Here is a 12,874-nt window from a genome sequence, read left to right on the forward strand (position 1 = left end):
GAAACGCCCTTCAGGCCTGCGGCTCTTTCACACCGGCCTGGCGGCAGGTGGCGGTGACGGTATTCTTCAGCAGGCAGGCGATGGTCATGGGACCGACCCCGCCGGGTACCGGGGTGATGGCGCCGGCCCGCTCGGCCGCGGCGGCGAATTCCACATCGCCGACAATCCGGCTTTTGCCGTCGTCGGTGGCGATGCGGTTGATGCCCACATCGATGACGGTGGCGCCTTGCTTGATCCAGTCGCCCTTGACCAGTTCCGCACGTCCGACGGCGGCGACCACGATATCGGCGCGGCCGACTACTCCCGGCAGGTCCCTGGTGCGGCTGTGGGCGATGGTCACGGTGCAGTTTTCATTGAGCAGCAGCTGGGCCATGGGTTTGCCGACAATATTGGAGCGGCCGACCACCACGGCATCCAGGCCGCTCATGTCGCCGAGCCGGTCCCGCAGCATCAGCAGGCAGCCGAGCGGCGTACAGGGGACGATGGCGTCGCCGCCGGTGGCCAGCAGGCCGGAGTTGATCACATGGAAACCGTCCACATCCTTGGCCGGGTTGATGGCGTCGATCACGGCGCTTTCATTGATGTGCTTCGGCAGCGGCAACTGCACCAGGATGCCGTTGATCGCCGGATCATTATTGAGCTGCTCCACCAGCGCCAGCAGGTCAGCTTCGGAGGTGTCTTCGGGCAGAACATGTTCAAAACTGTTCATGCCGGCCTCAACGGTGGACTTGTTTTTGTTGCGCACATAAATCTGGCTGGCCGGATCCTCGCCGACGATTACCACGGCAAGCCCGGGGGTGATGTTGTGCTTTTCCTTGAGGATCGCCACCTGTTTGGCAATGTCCTGTTTCAGGTTGGCTGCAAAGGCCTTACCGTCGATAATTTGCGCGCTCATGTGGACCGTCCCTTCATCCAGTCGGTTATCTGTGTGAACAAGTCATCGGGATCGCCCGATATTTCAATTTGTTTATTGCGGTTTGTCGCCCCGGATGCAACCGAAATCTGGCTTGCGGGAATGCCCAGTTCCTTTGACAGCAGTTTGACCAGGGCCTTGTTGGCCTTGCCCTTTTCCGGCACCACGGTGACCCGCGCTTTCAGTACTTGCTGTCCGGCGGCATCCCGTTCGACATCCCCCAGTTCGTTTTTTGACGCGTTGGGGGTAAGCCGGACCGGCAGCAGGACCGAGGATTTTGTCTTGCGGATCAAGACCGTCACATGAGCGGCAGGAGAATGTCCTGCAGGATGAAAACCTTGAGGACCTGCAGCAGGATAATCAGGATGATCGGTGAAATATCCACATTGCCCATATCGGGCAGGATTCGCCGGATCGGCCTGAGCGCCGGTTCGGTAATCTGGTACAGCATATGGGAGATGCTGTAGACGAACTGGTTGTGAGTATTGATCACGCCAAAGGCGATCAGCCAGCTGAAAATCACGGAAAGAATAAGGGCCCAGACATACAGGGTGAAGACGGTGTCTACCAGAAAATACAGCGCGGTCATTTTTTGTCCATTTTATCGGTTCTAATGCGATGTTTGTTAATAAATAGGTGCGTTGCCGGGACAGTGCAACTGTTTGTTCGGAAAAGCGTAGTTTTTCAGGGGGTTGCCACTAGGCAAATTCGCCCTATTGGCAGCATTTGGACCCTGTGCTACCGTCAAATCCTAACCGAATGTTAACGATTCGACTCTAGTATCGAAGGGTTGAGTCACGCCATGGTGGCGGGCACAGGAAAAGAATGGCCGGATATGTCGGATTTTTCGATTATCTCTTTTGATACGTCATTGCTTGCGGGCTACTACAGCGCGAAGACCAATCTTCGTGTGACGTCCGCCCTGTCCTCCGGCACCGCCAGCACCACGACGACGGCGTCGGCCAGCGACATCACCACCCCGTGGGACACGGCGGATGACCGGTCGCTCGGCACCCGCTATAACGAGGTCAAGAATCTCCGCAAATTCATCAATATTGCCGATGAGGAAGTCCAGCTCGCAAATGGCGACAAGGATGTCCAGGCGCTCTTTGCCCTGTATACGGCGATCGAAGACCTGCGCACCATCGCAGAATATGCGTCGTCGGACACCACGTCTTCCTCCCTGCTCGAATCCCTGAGCGAACAATATAACAAGGGCATGACCGAGGTTCAGGATTATCTCCAGGGCCTCGACCTGGAACAACTTACCCTGTTTAGCGGCGCAAAGGAAAGCAAGGTAACCACCGAAGTCGCCTTGGGCAAGAATACCTATGAACGTGTGGGCTCAGTTGTCGCTTACGGCACTGAATATTCTGCCATCAGCGGGATCAACGGGGATGAGGTTTTCACCATAACCTTGGGGGACAGCGGCGGTACCGACGACATTGTGATCGACCTGTCCCAGATCTCCGGCACGGTCAGTATGACCAGTCTGAAAAATTATGTTAACACGCAGATCACCTCTGTCACCGAACTGGACGGCGAGGGCCAGGAAGTGCCCAAATATAATACCCGGTTTGATTTCGAAGAAGTTGAGGACGGCAGGTTTGCGCTGGTGATTGATGCCGGGATCGGCGAAAGTGTTTCCCTGTCTGCGGCAGCGGCGGATCCGGCGGTCTATCTGGTGGGCGATACCCATGAAGGCAGCAGCGGCACGGAATCCGCGTCCATTACCAAGCTGGTTGATAACGGCACCTCCGGCAATATCCTGTCGACGACGGAACATTATGCCACCGACCTGGAAAATCCCCTGCACGAGATCAAAGACGACGAAGGCGAATTGATTGACCAGGATCCAGTCGTCGAGCAAACGACGACGGCCGCTTCGGCGGTGGACGGCCAGGGTAACCTCTATGTCCTGGGCACGACCGTGGGCGACTTGGGGGCCAATATAAATGTGGCGGAAACATCCGATGTCTATCTGAGCAAGTTTGATGCGTCCGGAAATCTGCTCTGGTCCCGCCTGGTGGGGGCAACGGACACCGCAGAAGCCTTTGATATCGCCATTGACGGTGACGACAATGTCGTCATCGCCGGTCAGATCGACAGTGAACTGGAAGACCTGGATGTCTTTTCCGGCAAGGACAGTTTTATTATAAAATATGATAATGCCGGCGAGGAGCTCTGGACCCAGCAGCTGGATACGGCCGGTACGGACTCTCCGGCAAGTCTCGCGATTGATGCCAGCGGCAATGTTTTTGTCACCGGCCGGATCACCGGCGCCTTTGACGGCACGGTGACCGCGGGCGGCGGTCTTGATACCTATGTCGTGCAGCTGGATGCGGCGTCGGGCGGCGTGACCCAGAAAACCCAGTTTGGTGGCGCCGGGTCAGAAACCGGCCAGGCCATCGCCATCGATGCCGACGGCAACATCCTGGTCGCTTCCGAAGAAGACGACCAGGCCGTTATCCGGACTTTTGACGCCGCAGACCTGACGAACCAGCTGTCCAGTTTCACGGTTGGTGATCTTGCCGGCGGGGAGATTACGGATATTGCCGTCGACGGCAGCAATGTTTATCTGGCGGGAACATCGTCCGCGTCTTCCTTCAGCGGTGGCGGCTCGGTGGTGTCGGCCAGCAGCGGCGGCAAGGACGGATTTGTCATTGCCCTGAACAACACTGCCGGCAACCTGTCCTCAAACTGGACGTCATTCCTGGGGACCGGTTCAACAGATTCCATTGAGGACCTGACGGCGGTTAACGGGTCTGTTTATGTGGCAGGCACCACTGCCGGCGCCTTGCCCGGGGACAGTAAATCCGGCTACAGCGATGCCTTTGCGGCAAAAATAGATGGCGCGACCGGTGCCACGGACTGGGTCCAGCAGGTGGGTTCATCGGGAAGCTTTTCCAGCGGGGCGGCCGTCGGGTTTTCCGAAGCGGGGTCTTCCATACTGACCAAGCTTGGGCTGCCGACCGGCGAACTGGTATTCCGGGAAAGCCGCGATCTCGAAACGCAGACAACTGCGACGGCAGGGGATTATTTCTATATTTCCGTCAATGGGCGCACTCCTTACAAGATCAAGGTTCGCGAGGGTGATGATTTTTACGATATCGCCGATCGCATCAATGGTCAGTCTTTCAGCTATCTCAATGCGACTGTGACAACTTCTGACGGCGGCCAGCGACTGAAGATTGCGACCAAAAACGGCGGTGAAGTGCAGCTGTTTGCCGGAGAAGGGGCGCAGGATGCGTTGCGCAAGTTTGGACTTGAGCCCACCACGGTCCTGTCGGCGGATGAGCTGTTCGGTCTCGGGGACGATTCCATTGGAACTGACCCGGATAACCTTGGCGGTGCTTTCGGTCTCGAAATTGAAGATTTGACGCAGCTGCGGTCCAAAAAAGAGGCAGAGTATGTCTTCAACCAGCTTTCCAACACCCTGAGCACCATCAGTCGCGCTTATCGTTCCCTGTTCTATGATCCGATCAAGGCCCAGCTCCTGCAACAGAACCAGGTTAGCGGCGAAGCACCGGCCTATCTTTCCAAGCAGCTGGCAAATTATGAAGCGGGGCTCAGTCGCCTCCTTGCCGGATCATCTTCAGACGCGAGCATCCTGCTTTAGGTTTTCGTCCTGCCGGATCTGAAAAAAAGATGGCCCCGCGAGGGGCCATAAGAGATCAAATATTTAAGGCAGAGAGAGGCGGAAACAGTTGCTAGGTCCGTTGGGGGTCGGAAAATCTGCTGCTTCCGCCGCTGCTCCAGAGGCATTAATTATATTAGCAAATGCCGTGCCAATTCTTGGAAAAGCCAGAAAACTGCTGTTTCGAAAGAGCGTCCTGTCACGGGAGAAGTAAAATATATGCAAAATGCGTTGCAATATGCAAAAAATATATTTTGCACGTATATATTGCAAAAAGCTTATAAGGTGTTGTTAACGGCTTGCATACTATTCTGTCGCTATAGTCGGATAACTGAATCAAGCGAATAAAACTCGGGTGCCGGATTATTATACAATGCTCAGACCAGTTCTTTTAATATTCCTGATGCTGACACTTCCCTTGCCGGCCATGGCCGAAGACAAGAAAGACCAGGGTGAACTCGGCGAGGAGATTTACCTCCCGGTTGCACCGGTCATAGTCACCATGTTTTCCCAGGGCCGCCCCGGCGGCGTTTTGACGGTGTCATCGCAGTTGAAAATTCTGGATCCCGGGAAACGGGCGGAGGCGCACAAGCTGATGCGTCGGCTGGTCAGCGCCTATACTGTAGAAACAAATCGACTGGCGTTGAAATATTTTGATATCAACCGGCCGATAAATATTGCATTATTAAGTAGGGTTTATCAGCGCGCCACCAACCGCGTGCTGAAACATAAAGAGGCGCAAATTCTGATCTCCAATGTGGTGGTGCAAAAGCGCTGACCGGAAGAATCAGAGATCCAAAAGACCGTGGGGGTCGAAACATGCATCATAATTCAAAGAAGCTGGATACAGACCAGCTTGAACAAATGCTTGGCGGCGTCAACAAGACCCAGGTTGCACCAATTGTCGAGGAGCTTTTCAGGGATTTCTCGGAACGCAGGGCGATTCTTGCGGCCGCCATTCAGGACCGGGATTACAAGTCCTGCCGAATTCAGGCCCACAGCCTCAAGTCACTCAGCCAGACTTTCGGTTTCGAAGCGCTAAACCAGCTTGCCCGGAAACTCGAAGAGGCGTGCCGCAACAATGATGACCGCGACATCGAGCAAATTGCCCAGGGTGTCTTTGACCTGATGGGGGCTTCCAAGGAAGCCCTTACGCTCTATCTGGCTGAAAAAGGGCGATGAACGGGGACAACCCGTCGGTTTCTCCGGGCGCGGGATTTCTGAAGCGCAATGTTCGTCTATGCCGGACGGCAACTCTCACCAAAAAAACAAACGACTGTTTTATAGTTGAAGGACAGATTATTTTTGTGTACCATCTTTCTAAAGCTGTGCAATTGATGGATATCTCCAAAGGTGATTTCTTTTCCAGTTTGGGATATATGAAAAGAATTGCCGGTTCCGCGATCTGGGAGTTGTGCGGAATCAGATGGTATCGCGGGATGTCCGGCAGCCAGTTGCCTGCTTAAAACAATATAACGGGCCAACCTAACAATAATGGGAGGATTTATGTCCTATCTTAAATATTTGAAAAATACCTCAGCTCTACTTTCCGTCTCGCTGCTGGCAACCAGTATCCAGATGGCACAGGCGCAGGAAGACGAGGCCGTCGTTCTGGAAGAGATCGTTGTGACATCCCAGTATCGGGAACAAAGTCTCAGCGACGTGCCGATTTCGGTGAATGTGGTCAGTGGCGCCAAGCTTGAAGAACAGTCCATCGAGCGTATGGCCGATCTGCAGTTCGCCGTACCCAACTTCACCATGGCGGAAAGCGGCATCGGCACCAATGTTTTCATGCGCGGTATCGGCTCCGGCAACAACCAGGGTTTTGAGCAGTCCGTGGGCGTTTATGTGGATGGCATCCACCATGGCCGCGCCCAGCAGACCCGCCAGCCGTTCCTTGACTTGGCGCGGGTGGAGGTCCTGCGCGGGCCGCAGTCCATCCTGTTCGGCAAGAACAGCGTGGCCGGTGCTCTTAATATGACGACGGCCAAGCCGACCGAGGAATTTGAAGGCTATATTACCGGCGCCTATGAATTTGTGGATACCGCCTATGAAGTGACCGGCGTCCTGTCAGGTCCCGTGTCCGACGACATGCGGGTCAGGGTTGCCGGCCGTTATCATGACTTCGACGGCTATATCGAAAACCTGACGCTCGACCGCAAGGAGCCGCAGCAGGAAGACTGGGCGGTGCGCGGTATCCTGGAATGGGATGTCTCCGACGACCTGACCGCTACATTCAAGGTGGAGCGCAGCGCCTTTGATGTGGTCGGCCGTAACATTGAAATCGCCAACGAACTGCCCAACGGGGCCTTCCCGGCCGGTCACCCGCTGGCCGGTCTGACCTATAGCCAGATCATGGTCTATGGCTTTGGCCAGGACGCCTCCGTGCTGAACAATACACTGGACGGCAAGCGCAGTGCTAACGGCGACTGGAGCAACAACGACGCTACCGAAGCGGTGATGACCCTCAATTACGCCATCGGCGACCACGTGCTGGAAAGCATCACCGGTTATTCGAAATTCGAATATGATGAAGTCTGTGACTGTGACTTTACCGGCGCCAATGTGTTCCTGCTGCCGATCCAGGAAAAATACGAGCAGTTTTCCCAGGAAATCCGCCTGACGTCACCGGGCGGCGAGACCATTGACTATATCCTGGGCGCTTACTTCCAGACCAGCAACCATGATTTCAGCGACGATTTTACGCTGGCTCAGAATTCTGTCCTGGTTCCGGCGTTGAATGCTAACAGCGCTCTGGATCCTTTCGCACCGTTATTCGGCGCCCTGGGCGTGGCGGGCGCAGGTGATCTCCTGTCCGATACCGTCACCCAGCGTGAAGCCCATGTGGATGCGGATGTCTATTCTGCCTTTGCCCAGCTGACCTGGAACATCAATGAGCAATTCTCCCTGCAACTTGGCGGGCGTCTGACTCATGAGAAGAAGAGCGGCACTAAAGACATCTGGGTGACGAATATTGACGGTTCGGATCTGGAAGGCGCCAAACAATTGGCACCTGATTTCAGCGGTCTGGTTTTTGACCTTGCGGCCTCCAACGCGGTCGCCGGAAATCTGCAAGAGGTATTAACTCCCCTTGTGGGCGCGCCGACAGCCGCAGCTTTGGCCGCTGGTTATGATCCGGTGTTCCTTGGACAAGCGGCTTACCTGGGATACTATCCGGTGGCCAAAGATCGCAGCGAAACCAAATTCAACCCTGACATCAAACTGATGTACCGTCCCAATGACGACGTCATGCTGTATGCCAGCTTTGCCACGGGCAGCAAATCCGGTGGTTTTGACTTCCGCTCCAACTTCAAATCATTCTATGATGATATGGTAGATGCCTTTGAGTATGAGGATGAAAAAGCCACCAACTATGAAGTCGGCGGCAAGCTGACCCTGGCGGGCGGCGCGGCGGAGCTGAACTTTGCCGGCTTCTATACCGAATATGAAGACCTGCAGGTCTCCATTTTCGATGGCAAGCTCGGGTTTAACGTGGGCAACGCCGGTCAGGCCGAAGCCCTGGGCTTCGAGCTGGACGGTCGCTGGCAGGTGGCAGAAGGTCTCACTCTGTCCGGCTCCCTGGCGTACCTCGATTTCGAGTTCACGGATTATCCCAACGGTCAGTGTTACTTCGGACAGACGCCATTCGGTCCAGGCGCAGCTGACGGGTTGTGCGACTATACCGGCGAGACGAACCAGCTGGCCTCCAAGTGGCAGGGCTCCGTGGGCATCAACCACTCGAAGGATCTGACCGATGGTCTGGTGGTGCACACCAACCTCAATATGTTCTTCACCAGTAAGTATCATGCCTCTGCCAACCTGAACCCGAACCTGATTCAGGACGGTTTTGCCAAGTTGAACGCCCGCATCGCCCTGACTGATCAGGACGACATCTGGGAACTGGCGGTACTGGCTCAGAACCTGACCGACAAAAAGACCCTGCTGTTCGGGGGTGAATCACCTCTGGCCGGTAGCACATTTGCGGCCCAGTCCACCTACAACTTCCTGAGCCAGGGACGGACCATCACCGTTCAGGGCAAATTCAAGTTCTAGGGTTCCTGACATAGAATAGGGAAAGGCGGGAAAACTTCCCGCCTTTTTTATTGTCTGTGATGTCTTGTATCAGTGGGCCTGGTCCCAGTTGTCGCCGACACCGCAGTCGACGATCAGCGGCACGGAAATCTCCACGGCCGGCAGGGCGGCCCCTTCCATGATCTTTCTGACCACCGGGATGGTCTTCTCTACCTCGCCCTCAGGCACTTCAAACACCAGTTCGTCATGGACCTGCAAGAGCATTTTCGCCTGGAGGCCGGCCTCTTCCAGCGCCCCCGGCATGCGGATCATGGCTCGGCGGATGATGTCGGCGGCCGACCCCTGCAGCGGCGCATTGATGGCGGCCCGCTCGCCGAAGGCCCGACGGGCGCCGTTCTTGTCATTGATGCTGCTGATGTGACATTTGCGCCCGAACACGGTCTGCACATAGCCGTGTTTGCGGCAGAACTCCTTGGTCTCCTCCATATAATGGCGGATGCCGGGGAATTTCACAAAATAGGCGTCGATATAATCCTTGGCCTCACCTTTGGAAATACCCAGCTGGCGGGCGAGGCCGAAGGCGCTGATGCCATAGATAATGCCGAAGTTGATGGCCTTGGCCCGGCGGCGGACAATGGGGTCCATGCCCTCGATCGGCACGCCGAACACTTCGCTGGCGGTGAGCGCATGAATGTCGATGCCGTCATTAAAGGCCTGTTTCAGGCTGTCCATTTCCGCCACATGGGCCAGCAGCCGAAGCTCGATCTGGCTATAGTCGGCGGCCAGGAACTTGTGCCCCTCTTTCGGCACAAAGGCCTGGCGGATCTTGCGCCCTTCCTCGGTGCGGATCGGGATATTCTGCAGGTTGGGGTCGTTGGAGCTGAGCCGCCCGGTGGTGGTGGCGGCCAGCGAGTAGCTGGTGTGAATGCGGCCGGTCACCGGGTCAATCTGTTCCTGCAGCGCGTCCGTATAGGTGCTTTTCAGCTTGGCCAGCTGGCGCCAGTCGAGCACCCGTTCCGGCAGTTCATGGCCGTCCATGGCCAGCTTTTCCAGCACATCGGCACCGGTGCCCCAGGCGCCGGTTTTGCTTTTCTTGCCGCCCTCGAGGCCCATTTCGTCAAACAGGATTTCGCCTAATTGTTTCGGGGACGCAATATTAAATTCCTTGCCGGCCAGTTTGTGGATGTCCTTTTCCAGCACCGCCAGCCGCTCGGCAAAATCATTGGACAGCCGGTTGAGTACCTGGCGGTCGGCGAGGATGCCCTCCTTCTCCATATTGGCCAGCACCGGCACCATCGGCCGCTCCAGGGTTTCATAGACGGTGACCATATGTTCCTGCACCAGCCGCGGCTTGAGAATCCGCTGCAGCCGGCCGGTAATGTCCGCATCCTCGGCGGCATAGTCTGTGGCCTTGTCCAGCGGCACCTTGTCGAAGGTAATCTGTTTTTTGCCGGTGCCGCACACCTCCTTGAACGGAATGGGTTTATAGCCCAGGTGCAGTTCCGACAGTTCGTCCATGCCGTGGCCGTTGCGCCCGGCGTCCAGCGCATAGGACATCAGCATGGTGTCGTCCAGCGGATGAATGTGGATATCGTGCTTGGCGAGGATCAGATAGTCATATTTGATATTCTGGCCGATCTTCAGCACCGCCGGATTTTCCAGCAGCGGCTTCAGCAGGTCGAGCGCCTCCTTGAGGTCAATTTGTTCCGGAGCCGTACCATCCCCGAGATCAAGCTCCCCGTCGGTGTCGGAGACATGGCCGAGCGGGATATAACAGGCCTTGCCGCTTTCCACGCTCAGGGACACGCCGACCAGTTTCGCCCGCATGGCATCCAGCGAGGTTGTCTCGGTATCCACCGCCACCTGGCGGGATCGTTCCGCCATCGTAATCCATTTTTTCAGAGCCTTGATATCTGTTACGCATTCGTAACTTTCATCGCCTGGCCCCGGTTCTGCCGGTTGTGTGCTTGCCGTCGGATCGCTGTTGCCCATGAAGGACAGGATCTTGGTCTGTAGCGAGCGGAATTCCATCTCCTCCAGGAACGGCAGCGCGGTATCCGGGTCAATGTCCCTGACCTTGAAGCTGTCCAGGTCCGGCAGGTCCGGTACATCCCGCTTCAGCGTCACCAGATCGCGGCTGATCCGGGCGAGGTCGGCATTCTCCAGCAGCTTTTCCCGCCGTTTCGGCTGTTTGATTTCCCCGGCCCGCTCGAGAAGTTCGTCCAGGGTGCCATATTCATCCAGCAACTGCGCCGCGGTCTTGACCCCGATGCCCGGCACACCCGGCACATTGTCGGCACTGTCGCCGGCCAGGGCCTGGATCTCGATCACCTTGTCGGGACCGTGGCCGAATTTCTCGATCACCTGCTCGACGCCGATTTCCTTGTTCTTCATGCTGTCATAGAGCGTGATATTGTCGGTGATCAGCTGCATCAGGTCCTTGTCCGAGGAGACGATGCTGACCTCGAAACCCTTTTTCTCGGCCTCGGTGGCATAGGTGGCGATGATATCGTCCGCTTCATAGCCGTCGCTTTCGATCGCTTCCACATTGAAGGCCTTGACCGCGTCGCGGATCAGCGGGAACTGGGGCACCAGGTCTTCCGGCGCCGGCGGCCGGTGCGCCTTATAGTCGGGATAAATCTCGTTGCGGAAGGTCTTGCGGCCCGCATCGAAAATCACCGCCAGATGGGTCGGCCGTTCATTGTCATCCAGGTCGCGCAACAGCTTGAACAGCATGTTGCAAAAGCCCATGACCGCATTGACTGGCAGGCCGTCATGACGGGTCAGGGGCGGCAGGGCGTGATAGGCGCGAAAGATGAAACCCGATCCATCGACCAGATAAAGATGTTCGGGTTTTTTCTCTGCCATAAAACGATCCCTGAGGGTGATTGAGGATGGATAAGGGGGTTAGCTCTTCAGCACATATTCGCGGCTGCAGTAGGGGCAGAGCACGCTGGTCTTGCTGCCCATTTCCAGGAATACCTGGGGGTGGCCCAGGGGGCCGCCGCCGCCGTTGCAGGCAACGCGTTTCTTGTCTGTCTCAATGATTTCATGGGCAGGTGTCGGGCTGGTGGCAGCGACCTGTGTCTGTTCAGTCATGAAATGGGCTCCGTCCATAAATTCTTTAATGTTGGCAACCGGTTCAGCCCGGGTTTTTCAGCGAGAGTCTGTAAGATTTCTCATTGACCGCAGGGGGGCCGGATGCTACCGATAACCGTTCGTATCAGAATTAACGTTCGGCGTTGCATTTAACAAGAGATTTTTGGCCTCCGGGCCCCTAATAGTCAGAGGCGAATTTCTGCCACCGGTGAATTTCAGGATAGGAAGCTTTGTCAGACCAAAACACCCAGACAGATCCCGCTGCCGACGCAGCCATTGAGATCCGCGGCCTCGAAAAGACCTACAAGGGGGGCAAGCGGGCGCTCAAGGGCATTGACCTGACCATTCCCCGGGGCTCCATCTTCGGCCTGCTGGGCCCCAACGGCGCCGGCAAGTCGACGACGATCAATATCCTGGCCGGTCTGGTGAGGAAATCGGCGGGGACGGCGAAGATCTGGGGTTTTGACATTGATGAAAACCCCCGCAACGCCAAGGCCTCCATCGGTATCGTGCCCCAGGAAATCTTTTTTGACGTCTTTTTCACCCCCCGCGAGGTGCTGGAACTGCAGGCCGGCTATTACAATATTCCCAAGGACCAGCGCCGCAGCGACGAAATTCTTGAAATCCTGCGCCTGTCCGACAAGGCCAATGTCTATTCCCGGACCCTGTCCGGCGGCATGAAACGCCGCCTGCTGGTGGGCAAGGCCATGGTCCATAATCCACCGATCCTGGTACTGGATGAGCCTACGGCCGGGGTGGATGTGGAGCTCCGGCAACAGCTGTGGCAATATGTGCGCGAACTGCACGGGCGCGGGGTCACCATCGTGCTGACCACCCATTATCTGGAAGAGGCGGAAGAGCTGTGCGACCAGATCGCCATCATCAACCAGGGCGAGCTGGTGACCTGCGACACCACGCCGAACCTGCTCAAGCAGCTGGACGAGAAACTTCTTATTATCCGGCCGACTGACCCATTGAAGGCGGTGCCGTCGTCAATGACGGACCTGAATGCCTCGGTCAATGAGGACGGGGAACTGCTGATTCACTTCAGCCCCAGCACCGTCAATGTGGGCCAGCTTCTGGAACGGGTGCAGCGGGAAAATATCGGCATTAACGACCTGTCCACCCGGGAAAGTGACCTGGAGGATATCTTCCTGCAGCTGACCCGGGCCGGCGTGGCCGAATAAAGCTTT

Annotated in this window: 11 protein-coding genes; 6 read left to right on the forward strand and 5 right to left on the reverse strand. The window is 56.5% G+C overall.

What is annotated here, in order from left to right; all coding sequences use genetic code 11:
* Positions 1 to 10: 10 nt before the first annotated feature.
* Genes folD through FIV46_RS04890 form a run of 3 tightly spaced genes read right to left on the reverse strand, consistent with a single transcriptional unit; the run spans position 11 to position 1,502 of the window.
* Positions 11 to 895, reverse strand: coding sequence for a bifunctional methylenetetrahydrofolate dehydrogenase/methenyltetrahydrofolate cyclohydrolase FolD (gene folD / locus FIV46_RS04880; RefSeq protein ID WP_139938976.1), 885 nt, complete (start codon positions 893 to 895; stop codon positions 11 to 13).
* Positions 892 to 1,215, reverse strand: a complete 324-nt coding sequence (locus FIV46_RS04885) for a DUF167 family protein (RefSeq protein WP_139938978.1) — start codon at positions 1,213 to 1,215, stop codon at positions 892 to 894. Before FIV46_RS04885 ends, folD begins: the two co-directional genes overlap by 4 nt.
* The gene (locus tag FIV46_RS04890; RefSeq protein ID WP_139938980.1) at positions 1,212 to 1,502 is read right to left on the reverse strand and encodes a YggT family protein; all 291 of its coding nucleotides are present in this window, start codon (positions 1,500 to 1,502) and stop codon (positions 1,212 to 1,214) included. The genes FIV46_RS04885 and FIV46_RS04890 overlap by 4 nt, the downstream gene beginning before the upstream one ends.
* Positions 1,503 to 1,748: 246 nt before the next feature.
* On the opposite strand from FIV46_RS04890, the gene FIV46_RS04895 reads away from it, so the two are divergent.
* From FIV46_RS04895 to FIV46_RS04915, 5 genes are all read left to right on the forward strand, one after another.
* Positions 1,749 to 4,532, forward strand: a complete 2,784-nt coding sequence (locus FIV46_RS04895) for an SBBP repeat-containing protein (protein ID WP_181163058.1) — start codon at positions 1,749 to 1,751, stop codon at positions 4,530 to 4,532.
* A gap of 391 nt (positions 4,533 to 4,923) precedes the next feature.
* Positions 4,924 to 5,328 (forward strand): hypothetical protein, encoded by a 405-nt coding sequence (locus tag FIV46_RS04900; protein ID WP_139938984.1) that lies wholly within the window; start codon positions 4,924 to 4,926, stop codon positions 5,326 to 5,328.
* Positions 5,329 to 5,369: 41 nt separating this feature from the next.
* The gene (locus FIV46_RS04905; protein WP_139938986.1) at positions 5,370 to 5,732 is read left to right on the forward strand and encodes an Hpt domain-containing protein; all 363 of its coding nucleotides are present in this window, start codon (positions 5,370 to 5,372) and stop codon (positions 5,730 to 5,732) included.
* Positions 5,729 to 6,016 (forward strand): hypothetical protein, encoded by a 288-nt coding sequence (locus FIV46_RS04910; protein WP_139938988.1) that lies wholly within the window; start codon positions 5,729 to 5,731, stop codon positions 6,014 to 6,016. Before FIV46_RS04905 ends, FIV46_RS04910 begins: the two co-directional genes overlap by 4 nt.
* Before the next feature lie 40 nt (positions 6,017 to 6,056).
* Positions 6,057 to 8,603: a TonB-dependent receptor gene (locus tag FIV46_RS04915; protein ID WP_181163059.1), complete on the forward strand. Its 2,547-nt coding sequence runs from the start codon at positions 6,057 to 6,059 to the stop codon at positions 8,601 to 8,603.
* Positions 8,604 to 8,672: 69 nt separating this feature from the next.
* On the opposite strand, the gene polA is transcribed toward FIV46_RS04915, so the two are convergent.
* Both polA and FIV46_RS04925 read right to left on the reverse strand, forming a co-directional pair.
* The gene (gene polA, locus FIV46_RS04920; protein ID WP_139938992.1) at positions 8,673 to 11,450 is read right to left on the reverse strand and encodes a DNA polymerase I; all 2,778 of its coding nucleotides are present in this window, start codon (positions 11,448 to 11,450) and stop codon (positions 8,673 to 8,675) included.
* A gap of 39 nt (positions 11,451 to 11,489) precedes the next feature.
* Positions 11,490 to 11,681: a zinc-finger domain-containing protein gene (locus FIV46_RS04925; RefSeq protein WP_139938994.1), complete on the reverse strand. Its 192-nt coding sequence runs from the start codon at positions 11,679 to 11,681 to the stop codon at positions 11,490 to 11,492.
* Positions 11,682 to 11,911: 230 nt separating this feature from the next.
* Between FIV46_RS04925 and FIV46_RS04930 the strand changes: the two genes are divergently transcribed.
* Positions 11,912 to 12,868: an ABC transporter ATP-binding protein gene (locus tag FIV46_RS04930; protein ID WP_139938996.1), complete on the forward strand. Its 957-nt coding sequence runs from the start codon at positions 11,912 to 11,914 to the stop codon at positions 12,866 to 12,868.
* Positions 12,869 to 12,874: the final 6 nt, after the last annotated feature.

Source organism: Emcibacter nanhaiensis, assembly GCF_006385175.1.
GTDB classification, from domain to species: domain Bacteria; phylum Pseudomonadota; class Alphaproteobacteria; order Sphingomonadales; family Emcibacteraceae; genus Emcibacter; species Emcibacter nanhaiensis.

Coding starts and splice junctions, on each gene's coding strand:
- FIV46_RS04890 (WP_139938980.1), bottom strand. CDS start 1,502: ATGACCGCGCTGTATTTTCTGGTAGACACCGTCTTCACCCTGTATGTC.
- FIV46_RS04925 (WP_139938994.1), bottom strand. CDS start 11,681: ATGACTGAACAGACACAGGTCGCTGCCACCAGCCCGACACCTGCCCAT.
- FIV46_RS04895 (WP_181163058.1), top strand. CDS start 1,749: ATGTCGGATTTTTCGATTATCTCTTTTGATACGTCATTGCTTGCGGGC.
- FIV46_RS04900 (WP_139938984.1), top strand. CDS start 4,924: ATGCTCAGACCAGTTCTTTTAATATTCCTGATGCTGACACTTCCCTTG.
- FIV46_RS04905 (WP_139938986.1), top strand. CDS start 5,370: ATGCATCATAATTCAAAGAAGCTGGATACAGACCAGCTTGAACAAATG.
- FIV46_RS04915 (WP_181163059.1), top strand. CDS start 6,057: ATGTCCTATCTTAAATATTTGAAAAATACCTCAGCTCTACTTTCCGTC.
- polA (WP_139938992.1), bottom strand. CDS start 11,450: ATGGCAGAGAAAAAACCCGAACATCTTTATCTGGTCGATGGATCGGGT.
- FIV46_RS04910 (WP_139938988.1), top strand. CDS start 5,729: ATGAACGGGGACAACCCGTCGGTTTCTCCGGGCGCGGGATTTCTGAAG.
- folD (WP_139938976.1), bottom strand. CDS start 895: ATGAGCGCGCAAATTATCGACGGTAAGGCCTTTGCAGCCAACCTGAAA.